At 46.7% G+C, this 22,016-nt stretch carries 20 protein-coding genes; 10 read left to right on the top strand and 10 right to left on the bottom strand.

The features are described 5' to 3' along the window. Positions 1 to 39 precede the first annotated feature (39 nt). From dtd to HMPREF3052_RS07175, 6 genes are all read right to left on the bottom strand, one after another. On the bottom strand, positions 40 to 501 hold the full coding sequence (dtd, locus tag HMPREF3052_RS07200; protein ID WP_049329571.1) for a D-aminoacyl-tRNA deacylase: 462 nt from the start codon (positions 499 to 501) through the stop codon (positions 40 to 42). Positions 502 to 597: 96 nt separating this feature from the next. Next, positions 598 to 1,362 carry a peptidyl-prolyl cis-trans isomerase gene (locus HMPREF3052_RS07195; RefSeq protein ID WP_070749339.1) on the bottom strand — a complete coding sequence of 255 codons (765 nt, stop codon included), beginning with the start codon at positions 1,360 to 1,362 and terminating at the stop codon, positions 598 to 600. Positions 1,363 to 1,406: 44 nt separating this feature from the next. Next, positions 1,407 to 2,279: a peptidylprolyl isomerase gene (locus HMPREF3052_RS07190; protein WP_070749338.1), complete on the bottom strand. Its 873-nt coding sequence runs from the start codon at positions 2,277 to 2,279 to the stop codon at positions 1,407 to 1,409. A gap of 69 nt (positions 2,280 to 2,348) precedes the next feature. Beyond that, positions 2,349 to 2,621 (bottom strand): BolA family protein, encoded by a 273-nt coding sequence (locus HMPREF3052_RS07185; RefSeq protein ID WP_049329542.1) that lies wholly within the window; start codon positions 2,619 to 2,621, stop codon positions 2,349 to 2,351. Next, positions 2,618 to 2,908, bottom strand: a complete 291-nt coding sequence (locus HMPREF3052_RS07180; RefSeq protein ID WP_070749337.1) for a YciI family protein — start codon at positions 2,906 to 2,908, stop codon at positions 2,618 to 2,620. The genes HMPREF3052_RS07185 and HMPREF3052_RS07180 overlap by 4 nt, the downstream gene beginning before the upstream one ends. After that, positions 2,908 to 3,441: a septation protein A gene (locus HMPREF3052_RS07175; RefSeq protein ID WP_049350972.1), complete on the bottom strand. Its 534-nt coding sequence runs from the start codon at positions 3,439 to 3,441 to the stop codon at positions 2,908 to 2,910. Before HMPREF3052_RS07175 ends, HMPREF3052_RS07180 begins: the two co-directional genes overlap by 1 nt. Before the next feature lie 353 nt (positions 3,442 to 3,794). Between HMPREF3052_RS07175 and HMPREF3052_RS07170 the strand changes: the two genes are divergently transcribed. The 10 genes from HMPREF3052_RS07170 (at position 3,795) to HMPREF3052_RS07125 (ending at position 18,050) form a co-directional block, all read left to right on the top strand. Continuing rightward, positions 3,795 to 5,780, top strand: coding sequence for a motility hub landmark protein FimV (locus tag HMPREF3052_RS07170; protein ID WP_083318804.1), 1,986 nt, complete (start codon positions 3,795 to 3,797; stop codon positions 5,778 to 5,780). Between the two features lie 225 nt (positions 5,781 to 6,005). Next, positions 6,006 to 6,851, top strand: coding sequence for a tRNA pseudouridine(38-40) synthase TruA (gene truA / locus HMPREF3052_RS07165; protein ID WP_070749335.1), 846 nt, complete (start codon positions 6,006 to 6,008; stop codon positions 6,849 to 6,851). Positions 6,852 to 7,164: 313 nt separating this feature from the next. Then, positions 7,165 to 8,238, top strand: coding sequence for a trimeric porin PorB (gene porB / locus HMPREF3052_RS07160; protein WP_070749334.1), 1,074 nt, complete (start codon positions 7,165 to 7,167; stop codon positions 8,236 to 8,238). A 415-nt stretch (positions 8,239 to 8,653) separates the two neighbouring features. After that, a complete protein-coding gene (locus tag HMPREF3052_RS07155; RefSeq protein ID WP_210399512.1) occupies positions 8,654 to 11,002 on the top strand; it encodes a NosR/NirI family protein in 2,349 nt (782 codons plus the stop codon). 106 nt (positions 11,003 to 11,108) lie between these two features. Continuing rightward, positions 11,109 to 13,076 (top strand): TAT-dependent nitrous-oxide reductase, encoded by a 1,968-nt coding sequence (gene nosZ / locus HMPREF3052_RS07150; protein ID WP_049350970.1) that lies wholly within the window; start codon positions 11,109 to 11,111, stop codon positions 13,074 to 13,076. A gap of 192 nt (positions 13,077 to 13,268) precedes the next feature. Continuing rightward, on the top strand, positions 13,269 to 14,636 hold the full coding sequence (locus HMPREF3052_RS07145) for a nitrous oxide reductase family maturation protein NosD (RefSeq protein WP_070749333.1): 1,368 nt from the start codon (positions 13,269 to 13,271) through the stop codon (positions 14,634 to 14,636). A gap of 59 nt (positions 14,637 to 14,695) precedes the next feature. Continuing rightward, positions 14,696 to 15,589: an ABC transporter ATP-binding protein gene (locus tag HMPREF3052_RS07140; RefSeq protein WP_003684436.1), complete on the top strand. Its 894-nt coding sequence runs from the start codon at positions 14,696 to 14,698 to the stop codon at positions 15,587 to 15,589. Then, positions 15,586 to 16,416, top strand: a complete 831-nt coding sequence (locus HMPREF3052_RS07135; RefSeq protein WP_070749332.1) for an ABC transporter permease — start codon at positions 15,586 to 15,588, stop codon at positions 16,414 to 16,416. The genes HMPREF3052_RS07140 and HMPREF3052_RS07135 overlap by 4 nt, the downstream gene beginning before the upstream one ends. Further along, complete coding sequence (locus HMPREF3052_RS07130; RefSeq protein WP_070749331.1) at positions 16,413 to 16,907, top strand: nitrous oxide reductase accessory protein NosL; 495 nt, start codon at positions 16,413 to 16,415, stop codon at positions 16,905 to 16,907. Before HMPREF3052_RS07135 ends, HMPREF3052_RS07130 begins: the two co-directional genes overlap by 4 nt. Before the next feature lie 117 nt (positions 16,908 to 17,024). Beyond that, on the top strand, positions 17,025 to 18,050 hold the full coding sequence (locus tag HMPREF3052_RS07125; protein ID WP_070749330.1) for an FAD:protein FMN transferase: 1,026 nt from the start codon (positions 17,025 to 17,027) through the stop codon (positions 18,048 to 18,050). A 588-nt stretch (positions 18,051 to 18,638) separates the two neighbouring features. Here the strand turns inward: HMPREF3052_RS07125 and HMPREF3052_RS07115 are convergent. The 4 genes from HMPREF3052_RS07115 to HMPREF3052_RS07100 form a co-directional block, all read right to left on the bottom strand. Continuing rightward, positions 18,639 to 19,550 (bottom strand): MetQ/NlpA family ABC transporter substrate-binding protein, encoded by a 912-nt coding sequence (locus tag HMPREF3052_RS07115; RefSeq protein ID WP_070749328.1) that lies wholly within the window; start codon positions 19,548 to 19,550, stop codon positions 18,639 to 18,641. A gap of 201 nt (positions 19,551 to 19,751) precedes the next feature. After that, entirely contained in the window at positions 19,752 to 20,438 is a 687-nt protein-coding gene (locus HMPREF3052_RS07110; protein WP_049329551.1) for a methionine ABC transporter permease, read from the bottom strand. A 1-nt stretch (position 20,439) separates the two neighbouring features. Beyond that, positions 20,440 to 21,177 (bottom strand): methionine ABC transporter ATP-binding protein, encoded by a 738-nt coding sequence (locus tag HMPREF3052_RS07105; RefSeq protein WP_049350966.1) that lies wholly within the window; start codon positions 21,175 to 21,177, stop codon positions 20,440 to 20,442. Further along, positions 21,174 to 22,016: an HlyC/CorC family transporter gene (locus HMPREF3052_RS07100; protein ID WP_049329553.1), complete on the bottom strand. Its 843-nt coding sequence runs from the start codon at positions 22,014 to 22,016 to the stop codon at positions 21,174 to 21,176. Before HMPREF3052_RS07100 ends, HMPREF3052_RS07105 begins: the two co-directional genes overlap by 4 nt.

Genomic DNA, 22,016 nt, shown 5'->3' with positions numbered 1-22,016 from the left:
GCCGTCTGAAATATTTCAGACGGCCTTTTTCGATGGAATTTAGAATGTTTTTTGCGAATCAAGCAATAAGGTAACCGGCCCATCATTGCAAAGGGAAACCTGCATATGGGTTTGGAATCTGCCGGTTTCGACAGTCAATCCATGTTCGCGTAGAAGTTGTGCGGTGTATTGATAAAGTTTATCCGCTAGTTCTGCGGGTGCGGCATTGGAGAAAGATGGGCGGCGGCCGCTGCGCGCATCGGCGTAAAGGGTAAACTGGGAAACCAGTAATATCGAGCCGCCGACATCTTTGAGCGATAAATTTAATTTTCCGTTTTCGTCTTCAAAGATACGTAGGTTGGCGGTTTTATCCGCAATGTATTTGGCGTCCGCTTCTGTATCGGTGTGGGTAACGCCGAGCAATATCATAAATCCGTTGTTGATTTCGCCGCAGGTTTCACAGGAGTTTTCGGACAAAACGTCAACTTTGGCTTGGGTAACTTTTTGGATAACAGCGCGCATAATCTTGTGTGAATAAAAGGAGTTGTAAAAAAGGGCGTAAGATACGCCCTCTGAGTTCAAATATAGTTTCAGACGGCCTGAAACCATTGAATTAATTTACGGATTAATGCCGTTTTCTTTCAAGATACGTTCGATCTGATTCTCGACTTTTTGTCGTTTGACAGCTTGGGCAATCTGATTGCGTACCAGTTCGAAAGGTTCGGCATTAGGATTACGCTCTACGGCGCTGAGTTTAAACAGATAAAAACGGTTTCCCATCTGAATCGGCTCATGCGTTACATCACCTCGGTTCATGTCGGCAAAAGCGGTAGCCAGTTGAGGCGAAAGCTGCTGCGGAGAGATGAAGCCGTCGAACTCTTGTTCGGGGTTGGGATAGCGTTTCATCAGCTCTTCAAATGACAAGCCTTTGAGCAGCAGTTCTTGCGCTGCGCGGACTTCTTCAGCTGAAGCAAAGCTGACTTGTTGCAGCTTGATGATGCGTGTTTGCTGGTCGTAGAAACGGCGCAATTCGGCATCGTCAACCACAGTTTGGCGTTCTAAATAAGCAGCGTATTGGTTGGCATAAAACTCAGCTTCAACGTTTTTAAACTGATTCTGTACTTCTGCATCTTTATCCAAACCAGCCTTGATGGCTTCATTTTTCAAAATTTCCAAAGTCTGCAAACGTGTAACCACATCTTTGCGGATTGCCTGACCATCGGGTTTGGCAGTCTGGTTGGGATGTTGATCGGCTTGTCTTAATACTTCGGCGACCATGCTGTCGATACGTGCAGGATCGATTTCAGGTGCTTTGGCGGTTGCCAAGCCGACGGTTGATAGGGTGAGGATAGCCAAAACGGCAGTTTTGGGCTTGATGTTCATGTGAGTTCCTTATTGCCCGCCGTTATCACGGCGGGCACGTTATATTATTTGTTGACTTTGATGCTGGCTTTTTTCAGCAATGATTGAATGGCCGCATCAACACGGGCTGCCTGTAAGTCGCTGCCAATCTCGTTTTTAGCGGCTTCGTAAGAAGGTACGGTAACGTTACGACGGTCATTGACATAGAAAACGGCGTACAAATTACCGTTTTGCAGTGGCGTTTTAGTGTGTGCACCTTTTTTCAGGTCTTTGACAGCAGCGTAAAGCGGAGGCGCTGATTCTTGCAAATCTTTAAGCGGGATATAAGCTTTAGGGATGCCGCCGGCTTTTTTGGCCGCTTCGTCAATTGAGTATTGGTTCAATACCGAAACAAAGCTTTTTTTCGCATCCAAATCGGCAATGGCTTTTTGGGCATTGCTGCTGCTGTCGGTCACGATTTCGCCCAGTTGGACTTCCTGAGTACCTTTATAGAAGTTGCTGAAGTCGTTGTAAGCGGCTTTGACATCTTTTTCTTGAACAGGATATTGACGGACGATATGCGCCGCGAAAGCTTGGCCTAGCAAATCATTTTCGAAAACTGCCCATTCGGTTTTGAAGGTGGCTTTTTTATCTGCGCCTTGCTTGGCGGCATCTGCACGCGCTTGCTCCAATGCAGCTTTGAATTCAGCGCTTTGATCCAGTTTTAATTTTTTGGCTTCTTGGGTAACAACAGTGCTGATAATTTGGCGTTCAGTCAGCATTTGACGCAATTCAGGAGTGTCTTGAACGTTCGGGTTGCTGGCGCGTACGGAAGCAACTTGGTCATCGATAACGCTGCTGTCGATGGCTTGACCGTTGACGGTTACCAAAGTTTGGGCAAACAGTGTGCCGGAAGTCAGGGCAAGCATCAAGGCTGAAGCAAAGTAGGTTTTTTTCATCGTATTTCTCTTTTAAATTAATGATTGGAAATAAATTAATGATTAGAAATCAAAGTTTAAGTAGTAATCTTAATGGAAGTATTCGTCCGGCGTGGCCGCTTTGATACTGAGTGCATGAATCAGGCCGTCTGAAAACAAGTCCTGTAAAAGCTGCTTAATCATACGTTGCCGCTGGAGGCGGCCAATGTTTTCAAATGCGTTGCTGACCACCACTATGGCGTAATGCCCGCCGCCTTTATTACCGGCATGGCCGGCATGCAGATGGCTTTCATCTTCAAAATCGAAGAACTCAGGCTCAAGCGTTCGCAGGCGTTCCTCGATAATTTGACGAATATTGCTCATTTGAACACGGCTTTAAAGGGTTTAATCAATACTTCTGCGTATACGCCGGCATCGACGTAAGGGTCTTGTTCTGCCCATTCTTGTGCAGCGTCCAAAGATTCAAATTGAGCCACAATTAGGCTGCCGGAAACACGTTCCGGATTATCTGGTAGAGGATTGGGGCCGGCAGTCAGCAGAAGGCCTTGCGCTTTCAATTCTTCTAAGCGTGCCAAATGAGCAGGGCGGGCCGCCATGCGTGCTTCGTGGACATCTTCGGCATCAGTGGCCAAAAGCATGAAATATTCCATTATTGATCCTCCTTAGGCTGGAAACGCATCAGATACATACCCTGTGCGATGGAAAAAATGATTGTGAAGCCCAATGTGCCGAACAGTTTGTAATTGACCCATTGGTCTGGAAAATACGTAAAGACAAAGAGGTTGGCCGCACCCATAAAAATTAGGAAGCCAATCCATGCATAAGTCAGGCGTGTCCATACAAAATCAGGGAGCTGCATTTCTTTGCCCATGACGGCTTTAAGCCCGTTTTTACCGGCCAGGTGGCTGAACAGCATGACGATCGCGCCGATCCAAAACAGAACGGTTGGTTTCCACATGATAAAGCGGTTGTCTTTCAGCAGAATCGTTGCACCGCCAAAAAAGACAATCAAAATCAGGCTGACCCATTGCATGGTGTCCAGCTTGCGGTGTTTCCAAAAGGTCAGCGCAGCTTGGGCAATACCGACGATAACCGCAACAGTTGTTGCGGCAATCATGTCTTTGGTGATGATGTATGTGATGAAAAATAAGAATACGGCGAATAAGTCGCTCAAAATCTTCATATATTAATGATGAAACTAATTGAGTAAATGCTAATCATACAGGGAGATGTGTTTTTTTGCACGTTTCACCATGACTTTAATATCGCACATATTTATATGAAATATTTGTTTTGGGTTGGCGAAATTTGTAAAAAAGAAACACAAGCATGCAAAAGTAATAGATTTGCTAAGGAATTTTAGGCTGAATAGCCTCTATTGCTTGGCAGGAATGGGTTAAAAATATATCATGACGTAATATCTAGTAAATATATGGTTAAATGCGTGCACATTGGTTAGTACCATAATTTCCGAACAGGGGATCAGTTTTGAAAAAACATCACAATATTAAATTAATTACAGCTTCTATTGCTTTAATGACATCGCTCAGTGCCTCTGCAGGTTTGGGCGGCTTGAATGTTCAATCTCATTTGGGTGAGCCTTTTACAGGCAGTATCACTGTAACTGGCGAGGAAGCTCAGGCTCTGCTTAATGGCGGTAAGGCCACTATTTCAAATGGCAATTTGCGCGCAGCGGTACGCAAATCAGGCGATAAGGCAGTCGTTACCATCCGCTCTTCTAAAGCCATCAAAGATCCTGTTTTGGTTTTCCAAGTAGGTGTCGGCGCGCAATCGCGTGAGTACACCGCTATTATCGATCCGGCCGGATATGATTCTAAAGATGCTGCATCTGTTCGTATCCGTCCGGCCACTGAATCTCAATCTTCCGAGCCGACACGCAATGCCCGACAGCCTGCAACTAAAAACAATAAAGCAGCAGGTAATCAGACAGCTCGAGCGCGTAAGGATGTACAGCGTAAGGCTGAGAAAAAACAAGTTCAGACGGCCTCTGCTAAAAACGATACGGCTGCACGTTCAGGCAGACAGCATTTGGTGCGTACGGGTGAAACCCTGATTGCCATCGCGTCCAGCATCCGTCCGCAAGGTATGACCCTGGATCAAACCATTCAGGCTTTGGTAAATGCCAACCCGGATGTGTTTATCGATAACAATGCCAACCGTATGTTGGCAGGTAAAGTACTGAATATTCCAAACCGTAGCGAATTGCAACGCTTGGCTGCGTCTGCTCCTGCTAAAACCAATACAGCGACAGAGAAAGGCAATGAAGCCGTCAATGCAACAGAAGCTAAAACAGAAAAACCTGTTGTTCAGCCTGAGGCTCAAACTGAAGCCCAGGTTAAAGATGCTGGTGTAAATACACAGCAACAGGAAGAAGTGAAACAAGCTTCAGCTGAACAAGCAGAACAAGCAGCATCTACAGGGGTCAATGAAAACACCGCATCGACTGTTCCTGCATCTGATGGTCAAGAAGCTATGGCTTCTGATGCTCAAGAGAATGTAGTGGCTTCTGAGCCTGTTGCAACCACGGATTCTGTCGCGGAGCAAACAGAAAGCGAATCAGACGGCAATTTATGGAAATGGTTATTGGCAGGCGGTGCAGCCCTTATTGCTGCTTGGTTGTTGTTGAAAGCTGCCGGTAAACGTAATGACGAGCTGGAAGAAGCACCTGTAAGCCGTAAGGATGAAGAGAAGGTTGTACAGAAAAATGTTGCTGCTTCAGCTGCTGCGGTTGCTGCAACTAAAGTAACGCCGTCTGAAAAAACTCAAGACGGTCTGTTTATCGAAGATGATTTCGAAGATGATGTGGTTATCAATGAAGTAGAAGAATCTTCCAATATCGATGATGTCAAACTTGATTTGGGTAAGATTGACAATAGTCAGGCAGGTATTCTTTCAGGTGCAGTAACGCATGATGTTGAGACAGAGCAACGCCGCCATGCTGATTGGGATAGTATCGAATCAACAGAAAGCGTGTACGAGCCTGAACCAGAAAATCCGTATCAGCCAGTATCGGTTGTTATGCCGGAACGTAAAGAAGAGCAGGTAAATACATTTGCTGAGTTTGATTTGGCGGCAGAGAAAAAAGTCTCCGAGTCAAGAAATGAAGAGCCACTCGAGTTTACGGTAGAAACCCCTGAAGTTTCAGACAGCCATGTGCTGCCATTCGATGTCAAGCAAGATCAAGACTTGCAAATTCAAGAAATCAAAGAAGAAGTAGAGAAAGAAGAAGCTGCTTCTGAGTTTGTGATTGAAGAAGGTGCATTGGAATGGGGAGCTGAAGATGTTTCAGTGGCTGCCGATAAAAGCAATAGTGAAAGAGGCTTTGTTTCAGAATCAGTCGGCATGACTGCACCGCTTGAAGCCAAATATGATTTGGCAAAGATGTATATCGAAATCGGTGATCCTGAAGCGGCTCGAGAAACATTGCAAGGGCTGATTGAAGAGGCTGAAGGCGATATTCTGCATAAAGCCCAAAAATTGATGAAAGAACTTGGCGCATAAGTGCCAGTCAAATGAAGATGCCGTTTCAGACGGCATCTTTTTTATGGTAAATTAAAAAGCAAGATTTTGTCTGAGTCTATGATTGGTTGGGTAAGATTTCAGCTTTATATGATGGTTGAAGATAAAGGCCGTCTGAAATACATGAGAGGCGTGTGTTGATCACGCCTTTTTAATATTGGTTACCTGAGTGTAGGCAACAATATCAATTTACAAGAAGTATAAGAAATGACTGAACAAGCAAATACAACAGGGCATCTGATGCAGCGTTGGGCTTTGACCCTCTCTTATGACGGTAGCCGTTTTTATGGTTGGCAAAAACAGGCTGGAGATTTGCCGACTGTTCAGACGGCCTTAGAGCAGGCCTTGTCTTCAATAGCAGGGGAGCAAATTAATACTATTGTTGCGGGAAGGACGGATACAGGTGTGCATGCAACTGCTCAGGTAGTGCATTTTGATACATCAGTAAGTCGTCCTGAGCAAGCATGGGTGCGGGGTGTCAATACGCATTTGCCTGATGGTGTTGCTGTGTTGGTTGCGCAAAAAGTTGCACCTTATTTTCATGCCCGATTTGATGCTTATGGCCGCCATTATCGTTATTTATTGGAATCCTCACCGGTTCGTTCTCCATTATTGGTTGGCAGAGTAGGGTGGACGCATTTGAAATTAAATTTAAATCTGATGAGGCAGGCTGCTGCCTTATTGGAGGGTGAGCATGACTTTTCCAGTTTTCGAGCGGCTGAATGTCAGGCGAAATCTCCTATAAAAACACTATATAGGACAAGTATTAGTGGAACTTCTCGCTATCTGTGCCTTGATTTGCATGGGAATGCATTCTTGCATCATATGGTGCGCAATATTATGGGTGCATTGGTGTATGTGGGAAGTGGCAGAATCAGTGTGGATGAGTTTGAGTCGGTCTTTCATGCCAAAAGTAGATTGAAGGCTCCGCCAACTTTTATGTCTGATGGTCTGTATTTAACAGGTGTTGACTATCCTGATGAGTTTGGAGTGACACAGCTATCTTTGCCCGAGTGGATGAGCGTTCTAGGTAATGATTTTCAGACGGCCTAACTGCGGATTGTTGGTATAAAAGCAACAAAATAGCGTGATTGATGTGTAAATTAATAAAGTGTTGTAAAAATGCAAATATTGGTTTTAAATAAATTTATCATTGATTTTAAATAATAAATTTCTACTTTTGGGGTTGTCTCTACCTTTATTTGGTTTCTGCGGTAGTGGGGGGGAGTTGAATAAAGTTTGTTTTTTTAGAGAGGAGCAATTATAGTAACAGTCATGGAATCGCTGATTCCAGCGATAAAGTAAGCCTAAGCGGATTATCCGGTCTGCTTAAGTTATTTCTTCACAATAGAAAAGGAATACAGCAATGAAAAAATCTCTGATTGCTCTGACTTTGGCAGCTCTGCCTGTTGCAGCTATGGCTGATGTGACTCTGTACGGTCAAATCAAAGCTGGTGTAGAAATTTCTCAAACTAAAGAGAAAGTTGCAGGTCAAACTACTAAATCTAAAACCGCTACTGAGATTGCTGACTTCGGCTCTCGTATCGGTTTCAAAGGTCACGAACACTTGGGTAGCAACCTGAATGCTATTTGGCAAGTTGAACAAAACACTTCTATTGCCGGTGGTAACTCTGGTTTTGCTAACCGTGAATCTTTCATCGGTTTAGAAGGTGGCTTCGGTAAAGTTCGTTTCGGTAACTTGGATACTGCTCTGAACGAAAGCAGCGACAGCTTCGACCCTTGGGAGTCTAGTGATGCTAACGCAGATGCTCTGCAATTGGGTAAAATCAAACGTGTAGATTCTCGTAAAGTATCTGTACGTTACGACACCCCTGTATTTGGTGGTTTCAGCGCAAGCGTACAATACCAACCTCGTGACAATGCTAACCCTAGCGATAAATACGATCACGCTGTGAAAAGCCGTGCATCTTACGACTTGGGCTTGAACTATGAAAATTCTGGCTTCTTCGGTCGCTACGCTGGTTCTTTCGCTAAACATGCTGTCTTGGATGCTGGCTACTTGGATACATTCAACGGCAACACTACCTTGACTGCTGGTACTTACAAAGATCACCAAGCTCACCGTCTGACTGCTGGTTACGATGCTAACAATCTGATGGTTGCTGTTGTAGGTCAATACGAAGGCTTCAAAGAAGATGTCGCAAATGCTAAGAAAAACGAACGTGTTGAAGTTGGTGCAACTGCGGCTTACCGCTTCGGTAACGTAACTCCTCGTGTTTCTTACGCTCACGGTTTCAAAGCTAAAGAAAAAGGCGTGAAACAAGAGAACAGCGTTTACAACCAAGTTATCGTTGGTGCTGACTACGACTTCTCTAAACGTACTTCTGCCCTGTTGTCAGCCGGTTGGTTGAAAGAAGGCAAAGGCGACAACACATACGAGAAAACTGCTGGTACTGTTGGCCTGCGTCACAAATTCTAATCTGACTTAAGATTAGTCTGAAAAAGAGCCTGTTTTATACAGGCTCTTTTTGTTTTTGCAAGAAATGTATTTTGTCATTGCAGGGGCAGGTTAAAGTATCTTCGATATTCGTTTTCAGACGGCCTATGGAAATTTAAGTCAGGTTATATTCTATTTAATATATGCTAAATGAAATTTTAGAAATCATTTTGAGAATTATTATGAATAAGTTAACAATATAAAGATGGTCATTGGATTAAGTTGATTTTCCTATATTTCATGTCTACTAATAAAAGATTTATTTTTATAGTTCTAAAGTATTATTAGCATGTAGAATTTGGTTTTAAGATTTGTAAATTTGATTTTAATCAAATTATTGCCGATAGATGATTCATATAATATCAGTATTTAGAGTATCGATATATCGGGAATAGCCATGTCCTGTCTTGAAATAAAGTGCTTAAGTGGCATTTGGAAACGAATCCTTGTGCTTTTTGCTGTGTTTTCTATGATGATAGTAAGCCTGCCTGCTTACGCGGAGCGCTTGCCTGATTTCTTGGCAAAAATTCAGCCTTCTGAAATTTTTCCTGGTGCTGATCGCTACGGCAAACCTGAAGGTAAGCCTTTGGTTGCTCGTGTATATAAAGGCGAAGAGCAGCTTGGTTTGGTTTATATCACGACTGATGTGGTCAATACGCGTGGTTATTCGAGTAAGCCGATTGATACGATGATCGCATTGGCCAATGATGGCACTATTGCGGGAGCAAAATTGGTTGAACATCATGAACCAATTATGCTAATTGGTATTCCGCAATCCCGTGTCGATAAATTCATTGATAAATATATTGGCTTAAATTTTATTAAAAATCCTCCGCAGCCTGGCGTGGCTCCCGCGGATATCATCAGCGGTGCGACTGTAACGTTGATGGTGATTAACGACAGTATTCAGCGTTCTGTCAAATCGGTTATTCATCAATATCATTTGGGTACTGATAAAGCGACTCAAGCCGGTGCTGCTGCCGCTTCTGGTGAGCAGGCTGCAAATGAGCCTGCGGTTCAAACCCGTCCCCGTCGTGCTGTGAATCCTGATAAACAAGACATTCAGTCTTGGAATGCGTTGTTAGAACAAAAAGCTGTTGGTCATCTGCATATTTCTGTTGATGATATCAACAAATTATTTGAAAAAGGCGGTAAAGCCGGTGTTGCAGATCATGCAGAGCAGGGTGATGGTAACGATACATTCGTTGATTTATATGTCGCTTTGGTCAGCCAACCTTCTATCGGTAAAAGCCTTTTAGGTGAGGCAGGTTGGAATAATCTGCAAAAACGTTTGCAACCAGGTCAACAGGCAATTATGGTTGCCGGTGAAGGCCGATACTCTTGGAAGGGCTCAGGCTATGTGCGTGGCGGTATCTTTGACCGTATCGAAATGATTCAGGGCGATACCAGCTTCCGTTTTACCGATGCACAACATGAGCGTGTGGTTGCTTTGGCAGCGGAAGGTGCGCCTGCATTTAAAGAGGTTTCTTGGTTTACTATCCCTGAAGGTGTGGAATTTGATGCTGCCGAGCCATGGCGTTTACAACTGATGATTCAACGTGTGTTGAGCGTTAACGATAAAGCTTTCGTAACTGCAGATTTGGATTACGAATTGCCAAAAGGCTACTATGTCGATGATCCAAAAGCACCACCTGTTGAAATCAGTGCGCCGGTTGAGCAAGTTGCGGCTGTAGCTTCAGCTCCTGAAAGTACGGGTATTGCCGAAGATGCGACTGCTGGTGATGATGGTGTTTCCAACCAACTTTGGAAACAGGTTTGGAAAGCTAAACAAGGTCAAATTATTGTTGTCGGTATTGCTTTGACAATTCTCCTGTTGGTATTCCTATTCCAAGACTGGATTGTACGTTACGAAAAATGGTATGACCGTTTCCGCCTATGCTTCTTGACATTTACCTTGGTTTATATTGGTTGGTATGCGCAAGCACAATTATCGGTTGTCAATACGCTGACCTTGTTCTCCGCAATTTTGACTGAGTTCCACTGGGAATTTTTCCTGATGGATCCGCTGGTGTTCATTCTGTGGCTCTTTACAGCGGCGACCATGCTGTTGTGGAACAGGGGTACGTTCTGCGGCTGGCTGTGTCCTTTCGGTTCATTGCAGGAGTTGACCAATCGTGTTGCTAAAAAACTGGGCGTAAAACAAATTACTGTGCCACATTTGTTGCATACGCGCCTGACAGCCATTAAATACGTTATCTTCTTCGGTTTGCTGGCTATTTCCCTGTACGATTTGGGTACTGCTGAAAAATTTGCAGAAGTTGAACCTTTCAAAACCGCAATTATTCTGAAGTTTATGCGCGAATGGTGGTTTGTATTGTTTGCTGCAGCTTTGCTGATTGCCGGTTTGTTTATCGAACGTTTCTTCTGTCGTTATCTGTGTCCTTTGGGTGCGGGTATCGCATTGCCGGGTCGCTTCCGTGTGTTTGACTGGCTGCGCCGCTATAAAATGTGTGGCAACCCTTGTCAGATTTGTACACATGAATGTCCGGTTCAGGCCATTGCACCAGAAGGCGATATTCATCCGAACGAATGTATCCAATGCCTGCATTGCCAGGTAATGTATCACCACGATACACGTTGTCCTCAAGTAGTGGCAACGAATAAGAAAAAACAAAAACAAGCGGCGGCAAAATCTGAGCAGTACGATGCGGCAGCAACGAAAAATGCTCAAGAACAAGTTGTTCAGTTTGTTAAAAAAGAATCGGCAATTAGTGTTGATAAGTAGTTATTTATAAAAAAGAGGGCTGTATCGGCAGCCCGACTTAGAAATTTTTTCATCGGTAGGCCGTCTGAAAAAAATCGGCCGCCGGATTTTATCCAAGGAGTGTCGTATGTCAGACGAAAAATTAGAACAAAACGGCTTAAGCCGTCGTTCATTCTTAGGTACTGCCGCTGCTTCCGGTGCAGGTATTGCCGGTGCCGGTTTGTTGGGCTTGGCCGGTTGCTCTAACGGTGAGGGTGACAAAGCTGCCGCTTCTGGCGCAGCTCCTGCTGAAAAAGCAGCTGCTCATTCTGCCGAGCCGGGCAAAATGACTTCCGAAGTGGGTCCAGGTGAACTTGACCAATACTACGGTTTCCTCTCAGGCGGTCAATCAGGCGAAATGCGCTTGATCGGTTTGCCGTCTATGCGCGAACTGATGCGTATCCCTGTATTCAATATGGACAGCGCTACCGGTTGGGGTCGTACTAATGAGAGCTTGAAAGTCCTCAACGGAAATATTACCGAAGAAACCCGTAAATTCTTGCAAGACAGCGGTTTGCGTTGCTACCCTAACGGCGACTTGCACCACCCACACTTGTCTTTCACCGACCAAACTTACGATGGCCGTTATGCTTACGCCAACGATAAAGCAAACACCCGTGTTTGCCGTATCCGCTTGGATGTGATGAAAACCGATAAAATCATTGATATTCCTAATGCTTCAGGTATCCACGGCCTGCGTCCGCAACGTTATCCGAAAACCGGTTACGTTTTTGCCAACGGCGAGCATATCGTTCCTGTTGACGGCGTAGGCAAATGGGATGATCCTAAAACTTGGAATGCCGTTTATACCGCAATTGACGGCGAAACCATGGAGATCGCATGGCAAGTTTTGGTAGACGGTAACTTGGACAACGGCGATGCCGACTACCAAGGTAAATACTCTTTCTCTACCTGCTATAACTCTGAGCGCGCTCTGACTGTACAAGGTGCTTCTTCTAACGAGCAAGACTGGTGTGTAGTATTTAACCTGGCTGCTATCGAAGAAGGCATCAAAAAAGGCGACTTCAAAGAAGTTAACGGCGTGAAAATGTTGGACGGCCGTGCAGAAGCCAACTCTCCATACACCCGCTACATCCCTGTGCCTAACTCTCCTCACGGCTGTAACGCAAGCCCTGACGGCAAATACATCATGCTCAACGGTAAACTGTCTCCAACCGTTACCGTATTGGATGTCAGCAAACTGGACGATTTGTTTGCAGGCAAAATCAAAGAGCGCGATGTTGTCGTAGCTGAGCCTCAACTGGGTCTTGGCCCTTTACACACTGCATTTGACGGTCGCGGCAATGCTTATACAACATTGTTTATCGACAGCCAAATGGTGAAATGGAACATCGACGATGCGATTAAAGCCTACAAAGGCGAGAAAATCGATCCGATCAAACAAAAACTGGACGTTCACTATCAACCTGGTCACAACCACACTACCATGGGCGAAACCAAAGAAGCCGACGGTAAATGGTTGGTGTCTTTGAACAAATTCTCCAAAGACCGTTTCCTGAACGCAGGCCCTCTGAAACCTGAGTGTGACCAATTGATCGACATCTCCGGCGACGAAATGCGTCTGGTTCACGACAACCCGACTTTTGCAGAACCGCACGACTTCTGTCTGGTTTCCGCTTCCAAAGTGAACCCAAGCAAAACTTGGGACCGCAAAGACCCATGGTTCTGGAAAGATGCTTTGGAACAAGCGCAAAAAGACGGCGTTGAGTTGGAAAAAGCTGCTAAAGTCGTACGCGAAGGCAACAAAGTACGCGTGTACATGACTGCCGTTGCGCCTGCATTCAGTATCCCTCAATTTGAAGTGAACCAAGGCGACGAAGTGACCGTATACGTGACCAACGTTGAGACTATTGAGGACTTGACTCACGGCTTCACTTTGGAAGGCTACGGTATCGCTATGGAGATTAGCCCGCAAGCGACATCTTCTGTAACCTTCAAAGCAGTCCGTCCAGGCGTACACTGGTACTACTGCCAATGGTTCTGCCACGCATTGCACATGGAAATGTCAGGCCAAATGATTGTTAAACCAAAATAATTTTGGTTTGATGATTTAATCCTTCAGGCCGTCTGAAAAGACATTCTTTCAGACGGCCTTTATAGCAAAGCTGTTTGTCAGCCAGTATGGCAATGAGATATAAGCCATCATCAGACAGCTTTGCTATAACATCAAAATACCTGTTTCTGCATATGTTTATCATGTAGAAAACAGGCCGTCTGAAATTGAGATATGATTATGACGCATACACCATCCCATCGTTCCAAATGGCAACGTGCCGCATTCGTATTGCTGTTGGGCAGTATGGTTCAGACGGCCTTTGCCGCAGTCATTAACGTATCTGCACAAGACAATCTCAATGATGCTTTAGCGCGCTCCCAAGCCGGCGATACGCTCAAGCTTGCCTCCGGTACATACAAGACCAAACTCTATATCGACAAACCGATTACCATTGAAGGGCCGACTGACCGCTCCGCCAAGATTATTGGCGACAGGAGCGGACGTACCATTGCCGTTCATGCGCCTGACGTGACTCTGCGTAATCTGACTGTTTCCAATTCAGGCTTGAGCCTGCCGGCCATGGATGCGGGTATTTATCTTGAGGAAACGGCTCCGCGCGCATTGATTGAACACAATAATGTCTTGGACAACTCTGTCGGCGTGTACATCCATGGAGCGGCAGAATCGATGGTGCGCGAAAATAAGATTGTCGGGGAAGCTACATTGCGCGTGAATGAGCGCGGTAATGGCGTAACGGTTTGGAATGCGCCGGGTGCGCAAGTAGTCGACAACGATATTTCCAAAGGCCGTGACGGTATTTTCTCCAATACCAGTACAAACAATACCTATAAAGGCAATCGTTTCAGCGATTTGCGTTTTGCAGTGCATTATATGTACACCAACGACAGCGAGGTTAGCAACAACATCTCCGTTGGCAACAATATGGGCTATGTGTTGATGTTCTCAGAGCGTCTTAAAGTGTATGGCAATATCGCCGTGGGCAGCCGTGACCAAGGTATCATGCTCAATTACGTCAACTATTCCGATATTAACGACAACATTATCAATAAAGCCGGTAAATGCGTATTCGCCTATAACGCCAACTTCAATAAAATTTTTGACAACCATTTTGAAAACTGTCAAATCGGTATTCACTTTACCGCGGCCATTGAAGGCACAAGCCTGTTCAATAATTCGTTTATCAACAACGAAAGCCAAGTCAAATACGTCAGCACCCGTTTCCTTGATTGGGGAGAGGGCGGACGAGGCAATTATTGGAGCGACAACAGCGCATTCGATCTTGATGGCGATGGTTTTGGCGACAACGCCTATCGACCGAACGGCATCATCGATCAAATCATTTGGCGCGCTCCCGTGTCCCGTTTGCTGATGAACAGTCCTGCCGTCAGTATTGTCAAATGGGCGCAATCACAGTTCCCCGCTATTTTGCCGGGCGGCGTCATCGACAGTAAGCCATTGATGAAACCGATCAGCAACAAAACAAGTACCAAATACGAAGCCATGAAGGATGAGCTGTTGCACGAAGCCAATACGCGCCAATCCAATTGGAGTAATGCCGAAAACGGATCTTTGAATTAAACATGTTTTCAGACGGCCTTTTGAATGAGGCCGTCTGAAACGGCACAAAGGAATTATTCATGACCAACCACGTCGAATTAAGAAACGTGACTAAACAATTCGGCAGTCAAAAAGCCGTCAACCAAGTCGATTTAGTCCTCAAAGCAGGCGAAAGCGTCGGCATGGCAGGGCATAACGGTGCAGGCAAATCCACCATCATGAAGCTGATACTCGGCCTGATTACGCCGACCGAAGGCGAAGTCATGTTGCTGGGCGAGCGTACCGGCAGCAAGGCAGGCGCACTGCTTCGCAGTCAAATCGGCTACCTGCCTGAAACCGTCGCGCTTCATCCTTCATTGACCGGCATTGAAACCATGGATTTCTATGCCAAGCTGAAAAAACAGCCCTTGAGTAAAAACCGTGAGTTGTTGGAACGCGTCGGTATTTCTCAAGCGGCACGCCGCCGTGTCGGCACTTACTCCAAAGGTATGCGCCAGCGTCTCGCTTTGGCACAAGCCTTGTTGGGCGAGCCTAAAGTCTTATTGTTTGACGAACCGACCACAGGCCTTGACCCGGCTTCACGCCAAATGTTTTACGAAGTCGTGCGCGAGCTGAATGGACGCGGTGCAACCGTATTGCTCAGCACGCACGCGCTTGCCGAACTCGATGGCCACGCCGACCGCATTATCGTCATGAAAAATGGCGTGAAAGTTGCCGATGGCAGCATGGATGAGCTGCATGTCCAAAGTGGTTTGCCGTTGACCGTCAATGTCCGTTTGAAAGAAGCGCGCCCGTTGAGCGAGCGTTGGCAGCCGCTTTCAGACGGCCTGTCGTATAAAGCGCAATGTAAAGCCGAAGAGCGCATGGGACTTTTGAGCGAATTGGGTGATTTGGGCAACCTTGCCTATATCGATATCCATACTCCGACACTCGACGACATGTACGCACAATTCTTAAAAAGGGAGGACGTATGAACCCCGTTTGGATTATCACCGGAAAAGAAGTCCGCGACAGCCTGCGCAACCGCTGGGTACTCGCCGCCTCCGTCCTGCTCGCTGCCCTCGCCCTCTCATTGGGCTTCCTCGGCAGCTCGCCCACAGGCTCGGTTAAAGTCGATCCGTTGACCGTTACCGTTGTCAGCCTCTCCAGCCTGTCCATCTTCCTGATCCCGCTCATCGCCATGCTCCTCTCCTACGATTCCCTCATCGGCGAAATCGAACGCGGCACTATGGCGCTGCTGTTGAGCTACCCCGTTTCCCGCAACCAAATCCTTGCCGGAAAATTCATCGGACACCTCATCATCCTCGCCCTTGCCACCACCGCAGGCTACGGAATCGCTGGCATCACGCTCCAACTCGCCAACGGCAGCTTCGACATCGCCGCATGGAAACCCTTCGCCCTCCTGATTGCCGCCAGCGTCATTTTGGGCGCGGCATTCCTGTCCATGGGCTACCTCATCAGCGCGAAAGTTAAAGAACGCGGTACCGCCGCCGGTATCGCCATCGGCGTATGGCTGTTTTTTGTGGTGATTTTCGATATGGCGCTTTTGGGTATTTTGGTTGCCGATACTGAACAAGTCATTACTGCACCTGTTGTAGAAACCATTCTCTTGTTCAATCCTTCCGACATTTACCGTCTGCTCAACCTGACCGGCTATGAAAACACCGCCATGTACGCAGGTATGGCCGGTTTGAGCGATCAAATCAGCCTGACTATGCCGGTTTTGCTGACGGCGCAGGTATTATGGGTTATCATTCCCTTGGTCTTAGCCGCCTGGATTTTCGGAAAGAGACAAATATGAGAAAAATATTATTTACAGCATTCACCATCCTTGCTTTATCTGCTTGTAGCAAACAGGAAAATACTCCTCCGCCTGCGCCCCAACAAATCAGCGACAGCGCAGTCGGTCATTACTGCAGCATGAATTTGACCGAACACAACGGTCCTAAAGCGCAAATCTTCTTGAACGGCAAACCTGACAAACCGGTTTGGTTTTCCACCATCAAGCAGATGTTCGGCTACACCAAGCTGCCTGAAGAGCCTAAAGGCATTAATGCCATCTATGTTACCGATATGGGCAAAGTCAAAGATTGGGAAAAACCCAATGCCGACGCCGAATGGATAGATGCGAAAAAAGCCTATTATGTTATCGAAAGCAGCTTTATCGGCGGTATGGGGGCGGAAGACGCGCTTCCGTTTGCCGACAAGGCTCAGGCTGAAAAATTCGCCAAAGAAAAAGGCGGCAGGGTAGTTGGTTTTGCAGAGATGCCCGACGAATACATTTTTAAATAAAACAACCAATAAAGGCCGTCTGAAACAGTTTCAGACGGCCTTTGCGTTGGAAGCTGCCGATTGATGATTTCATGAATGCGGCTTTCAATGTAAAGATAAAAATCCAAGGAATACTTTATGTCCACCCCTTTAACGCGCCGCCGTTTCCTTGCCATAGCCGCCACACTTGCCGCCGGTGTCGGCATTCCCTTTGCCATCAGCCGCAAAACCAATCAGCAGACTCATTCGGCCAGCCCGAATCAAGAAGAGCAGCCAGTTATTTGGAGAGGCATTGCATTGGGTTCGGGCGCGGAATTGCGGTTGTTCGGCGTTGAGCGCAAGCAGGCGGAGATATTGGTCAACAAAGTATTGGCGGAAGTTTCACGATTGGAAAAAATCTTTAGCCTGTATCGGGACGACAGCCTGATCAGCCGTTTAAATCGAGAAGGCCGTCTGAAAAATCCGCCATCCGATTTTTTGCAGCTGCTCAGCATCAGCCGAGATATTCATCAGCTGACACAGGGTGCATTTGATCCCAGTATTCAGCCATTGTGGAATCTGTATGCCGACCATTTTAGGCGAAACCCTAAAACCGAAACGCCGCCATCCGAACGCAGTATCAAAGACACGCTCAAATTAGTGGATTTCAACAAAGTTGATTTTGATACCAAAGAAATCCGTTTTGCCCAAAAAGGCATGGGCTTGTCGCTCAACGGCATTGCGCAGGGCTATATCACTGATAAAGTAGTCGAGTTATTAAAGCAGCAAGGCGTTACCCAAGCATTGATTGATATGGGGGAGATTTACGGCTTTGATAATGCCAACCAGCGCGAGTGGAATGTCAGCATTCGCAATCCCGATCAAGAAGACCAAATCTTGACCACGATTGCCATGAAAAACCAAGCCTTTGCCACATCGGGCGGCTATGGCACGGTAATGGACGAAGCTGGCAAATTTACCCATCTTTTTGATCCGCGAACAGGCGGAAGCCAACCGCGTTATAAAAGCATGAGCGTCATGGCGGAGAGTGCGGCGGTTGCCGATGCCTTTTCTACCGCATTCTCCATTATGGATGAGGCGGCCATCCGTACTGCGGCTCAAGTTAAAAAGGCACAGGTTTGGCTGGTGATGCCGAATAATGAATTGAAGAAAATTGGAGGCTGAGGGAAGGGCGGCCTTGCCTGTGATTTTGACTATGTGTATAGGCAGGGAAGGCTTGATTGCTGAAAAAATGGAGGATAAAAAAGAAGGGCTGCCCAAGAGGGCAACCCTGAAACTCTTGCAGCTGGGAGTAATTAGCAAGAGATTACGACACTTAAAACAAAAATTCACTCATTTCAAAGCACGAAGCTTTAATATCCAAGCAAAACGGTATTTCGACCGCTCAAACCCCTTCGATACGGAGAAACACAACATATATGGGGAAATCCGACAAAGTGGTTTGAAGCAATTCAGATGAACGGTCTGTAATGCAGATAACCGGATGTCTTTAGATGAAAGGTATAATATCAGGATAAGCGGAACATTACTAGTGAATATTATAAAAAAGTAGAATAATTCATTTAGTGATTGATTCTATTGAATAAAAACATGATTTCTTATTGAACTTTTTTACAACATATTGATTTGGTTTAAAAAGGGAATTATGTAAGTATTTGGCGTTAATCAAAAAACTTGTTTCAAGCTTTGGGAATAGATAATCAATAGAAAAAGGCCGTCTGAATGTTCAGACGGCCTTTTTCAAAAAGTTACTTATTTGGTTGCAGAAGCAGTAGAAGCAGCTTCGGCTTGAGCGCCTGCAGCTGCGTTTTCACCCCATGCAGCAGGATATTTGTAACCGGCAAAGCGTTTTTGTGAGTAGGCTTTGAACTCGTCAGAGTTGTAGGCTTCGGCTACATCTTTCAGCCATTGGCTGTCTTTGTCGGCAGTGCGGACGGCAGACCAGTTAACGTAGGCAAAGCTTGGCTCTTGGAACAGGGCTTCAGTCAGTTTCATGCCGCTGCTCATGGCGTAGTTGCCGTTAACGATGGCAAAGTCAACGTCGGCACGGCTGCGTGGCAGTTGGGCGGCTTCAAGCTCTACGATTTGGATGTTTTTCGGATTTTCGGCAATATCGTTTTTAGAAGCAGTCAGCGGATTAACGTCGGCTTTCAGTTTAATCCAGCCCAATTCGTTCAACATAACCAATGCACGGGCAAAGTTAGATGGGTCGTTAGGTGCAGAAACGCTGGCACCGTCTTTCACTTCGTCCAAAGATTTCAGTTTGCCAGGGTACAGGCCCAAAGGTGCAGTCGGTACTTGGAAGGCTTCAACGATGTCCAGTTTGTGTTCTTTTTTGAAGTCGTCCAGATAAGGTTTGTGTTGGAAGATGTTGATGTCCAATTCGCCTTCAGCCAAAGCAAGGTTGGGGCGGACATAGTCGGTGAACTCGATCAGTTTGACTTTATAGCCTTTTTTCTCCAAAGCCGGTTGGATTTGGTCTTTTACCATATCGCCGAAGTCGCCGACGGTTGTACCGAAGACGATTTCTTTTTTCTCTGCGCCGTTGTCGGCAGAGGAAGCGGCAGAAGCAGCAGGCGCGCTGTCTTTTTGACCGCCGCAGGCAGCCAGTACGATGGCGAGCGCAGCGGCTGAAAGGGTTTTGAAGAATGTGTTGATTTGCATATTTTGCTCCTGATGGATGATAAAACGGTTTCAGACGGCCTCAAGCTGCCGCCGTCAAAATAAAGAGGGATTGTAAATCTATTTTGGAACTATGAGGATGTTTTTTGTAAACTTATTTGGAATATATATATCCTAATATGTTCTAAATAGATAACGGGCCGTCTGAAAAATAGTAAGTCCATTTCAGACGGCCTGGTTTGTTTAACGTTTATCCAGTTTGCGTGCCAATCTGTTGCCGATACCTTGAATCAGGATAACGAGTAAAACCAGGATGGCGACGATGAAGATGATGACTTCCATTTGATAGCGGTAGTAGCCGTAACGGATGGCAAGGTCGCCCAAACCGCCGCCGCCAATCATACCTGCTGCCGCGCTGTACGACAGAAGGCCGATAGCCAGTACGGTAATGCTGGAAACCATACCTGCACGCGCCTCATTTAAAAGCACTTTACAGATGATGCTCATGGTCGAAGCACCCATTGCGGAGGCCGCTTCAATCACGCCTCTGGGCACTTCGCGCAGGTTTTGCTCGACCAGACGGGCGAAGTAGAACAGGCCGGATACGCTCAATACCAATGAGGCGGCAACCGGGCCGATGGTCGTGCCGATGATGGCGCGTGTAACAGGAATCATGGCAATCATCAGGATGACGAAAGGGAATGCACGCATCAGGTTGACCAGGTTGTCTAAAAATAAATTCAGCTGTTTGTTGTAGTGCAACTGATGACTTGACGTCACAAACAGCAATACGCCCAAAATCGTACCGAAGATAACGGCGAAAGTAGTCGATAGACCGACCATAATAAAGGTTTCGCCCAAGGCTTGGATAATTTCGCCCTTCATGCTGACGATGGTCTCAACAGCACTTTCAAATGTCAAATTTGCCATATTAGTCCTCTCGAATCAGCTCTTGCCCGATTTCGGATTGGGCATGGATTTGGTTGCCGTGTACTTCAACGATTTCCAGCAGACGGCCTTTGTCCAAGAGGGCGGCACGGTCGCACAGGCGGCGGATAACGCTCATTTCGTGGGTAACGATGACGATGGTTACGTTGAAACGTCGGTTGATGTCTTCCAAACACTTCAAAACGCTGCGCGTAGTGGCGGGGTCGAGGGCGGAAGTGGGTTCGTCGGCGAGGATGACTTGAGGTTGCGGCGCCAGCGCGCGGGCAATGCCGACACGTTGTTTTTGACCGCCGGAAAGTTGGGACGGGTAATGGTTGGCACGGTCTTGCAAGTCGACGATTTCCAAACATTCTTCAACACGCGCTTGGATTTTTTTAGACGGCCATTTGGCAATTTCTAAAGGAAAAGCGACGTTTTCGGCAACGGTACGGTTGCTCAATAGGTTGAACTGTTGGAACACCATGCCGATGTTTTGTCGGGCGTGGCGCAGTTGCGTGGCGTTGAGCGCGGTCAGTTCTTGGCCGCACACGCTGACGGTACCTGTATCCGGACGTTCCAATAAGTTAATCAGACGCAACAAGGTGGATTTGCCTGCACCGGAGTAGCCCATCAGGCCAAAGATTTCACCCTGTTTGATTTTGAGGCTGGTCGGCTCGACGGCGACAAAGTCTTTTTTGTCGCGTGTTTGATAGTGTTTGGAAACGTGATCCAGAATAATCATGGTTTATCCGTGTTTTCTTTAATTCGTGTGGCCATCAGGGTGTGCAGACGGCGGTTGTCGGCGCGTGCAACAGTAAATTGCAGGCTGCCGATGATGACTTTTTCGCCGCGTACGGGCAGATGCCCCAACTCTTGAATGACCAGGCCGCCGATGGTGTCGGCTTCTTCGCTGCTGTATTCCGTACCGAAGAAGGTGTTGATGTCTTCGATTTCGGTAGCCGCGTGGATGCGCCAGCGTTCGGAAGAAACGGCATGGATGTTGTCGGCGCTGTCGTCTTCGTCAAACTCGTCTTCGATTTCGCCGACGATTTGCTCGATGATGTCTTCAAAGGTGACCAAGCCGGATGTGCCGCCGTATTCGTCGATGACAATCGCCATGTGGTTACGCTGTTCGCGGAACTCTTTTAAAAGGGCGGTCAAAGATTTGCCTTCGGGAACGAAAACGGCAGGGCGCAAGACGGATTGCAGGTGGAACTGCTCGGGGTTGAACATATATTTGAGTAGGTCTTTGGCGTGCAAAATACCCAAAACTTCGTCTTTGTCTTCGCCGATGACGGGGAAACGCGAATGGGCGGTTTCGATGACGTAGGCCGTGATGCGCTCGATGCTGTCGTTCTCTTTCAATACGTTCATGCGGCTGCGCGTAATCATCGCATCGCGCACTTCCAGCTCGGCAAAGTCCAATACTTTTTCCAGCCGGGTCAGTGTCTCGGCGTCAAAAACTTCCTGCTCGTGTGCTTGGCGCAGCAGGGTCAATACGTCTTCGGCGGAGTCGGGCTCGCCGGCAAGTCGGGAGATTAGGCGTTCGAAAAATTTGGGTTTCGACTGCGTACCGTCCAT

The organism is Neisseria sp. HMSC056A03, from assembly GCF_001815685.1.
Lineage (GTDB): Bacteria > Pseudomonadota > Gammaproteobacteria > Burkholderiales > Neisseriaceae > Neisseria > Neisseria subflava.
The sequence above is the reverse complement of the archived record's forward strand: the minus strand, read 5'-3'. Positions and strand labels throughout refer to the sequence as shown.

What these genes read in the sequence shown, in the direction of transcription:
- HMPREF3052_RS07125 (WP_070749330.1), top strand. Translation starts at nt 17,025, where the DNA reads ATGTCCACCCCTTTAACGCGCCGCCGTTTCCTTGCCATAGCCGCCACA.
- HMPREF3052_RS07145 (WP_070749333.1), top strand. Translation starts at nt 13,269, where the DNA reads ATGATTATGACGCATACACCATCCCATCGTTCCAAATGGCAACGTGCC.
- HMPREF3052_RS07135 (WP_070749332.1), top strand. Translation starts at nt 15,586, where the DNA reads ATGAACCCCGTTTGGATTATCACCGGAAAAGAAGTCCGCGACAGCCTG.
- HMPREF3052_RS07185 (WP_049329542.1), bottom strand. Translation starts at nt 2,621, where the DNA reads ATGAGCAATATTCGTCAAATTATCGAGGAACGCCTGCGAACGCTTGAG.
- HMPREF3052_RS07130 (WP_070749331.1), top strand. Translation starts at nt 16,413, where the DNA reads ATGAGAAAAATATTATTTACAGCATTCACCATCCTTGCTTTATCTGCT.
- HMPREF3052_RS07155 (WP_210399512.1), top strand. Translation starts at nt 8,654, where the DNA reads ATGTCCTGTCTTGAAATAAAGTGCTTAAGTGGCATTTGGAAACGAATC.
- nosZ (WP_049350970.1), top strand. Translation starts at nt 11,109, where the DNA reads ATGTCAGACGAAAAATTAGAACAAAACGGCTTAAGCCGTCGTTCATTC.
- HMPREF3052_RS07195 (WP_070749339.1), bottom strand. Translation starts at nt 1,362, where the DNA reads ATGAACATCAAGCCCAAAACTGCCGTTTTGGCTATCCTCACCCTATCA.
- truA (WP_070749335.1), top strand. Translation starts at nt 6,006, where the DNA reads ATGACTGAACAAGCAAATACAACAGGGCATCTGATGCAGCGTTGGGCT.
- HMPREF3052_RS07170 (WP_083318804.1), top strand. Translation starts at nt 3,795, where the DNA reads ATGACATCGCTCAGTGCCTCTGCAGGTTTGGGCGGCTTGAATGTTCAA.
- HMPREF3052_RS07105 (WP_049350966.1), bottom strand. Translation starts at nt 21,177, where the DNA reads ATGATTATTCTGGATCACGTTTCCAAACACTATCAAACACGCGACAAA.
- HMPREF3052_RS07175 (WP_049350972.1), bottom strand. Translation starts at nt 3,441, where the DNA reads ATGAAGATTTTGAGCGACTTATTCGCCGTATTCTTATTTTTCATCACA.
- HMPREF3052_RS07190 (WP_070749338.1), bottom strand. Translation starts at nt 2,279, where the DNA reads ATGAAAAAAACCTACTTTGCTTCAGCCTTGATGCTTGCCCTGACTTCC.
- dtd (WP_049329571.1), bottom strand. Translation starts at nt 501, where the DNA reads ATGCGCGCTGTTATCCAAAAAGTTACCCAAGCCAAAGTTGACGTTTTG.
- HMPREF3052_RS07115 (WP_070749328.1), bottom strand. Translation starts at nt 19,550, where the DNA reads ATGCAAATCAACACATTCTTCAAAACCCTTTCAGCCGCTGCGCTCGCC.
- HMPREF3052_RS07180 (WP_070749337.1), bottom strand. Translation starts at nt 2,908, where the DNA reads ATGGAATATTTCATGCTTTTGGCCACTGATGCCGAAGATGTCCACGAA.
- HMPREF3052_RS07110 (WP_049329551.1), bottom strand. Translation starts at nt 20,438, where the DNA reads ATGGCAAATTTGACATTTGAAAGTGCTGTTGAGACCATCGTCAGCATG.
- HMPREF3052_RS07140 (WP_003684436.1), top strand. Translation starts at nt 14,696, where the DNA reads ATGACCAACCACGTCGAATTAAGAAACGTGACTAAACAATTCGGCAGT.
- porB (WP_070749334.1), top strand. Translation starts at nt 7,165, where the DNA reads ATGAAAAAATCTCTGATTGCTCTGACTTTGGCAGCTCTGCCTGTTGCA.
- HMPREF3052_RS07100 (WP_049329553.1), bottom strand. Translation starts at nt 22,016, where the DNA reads ATGGACGGTACGCAGTCGAAACCCAAATTTTTCGAACGCCTAATCTCC.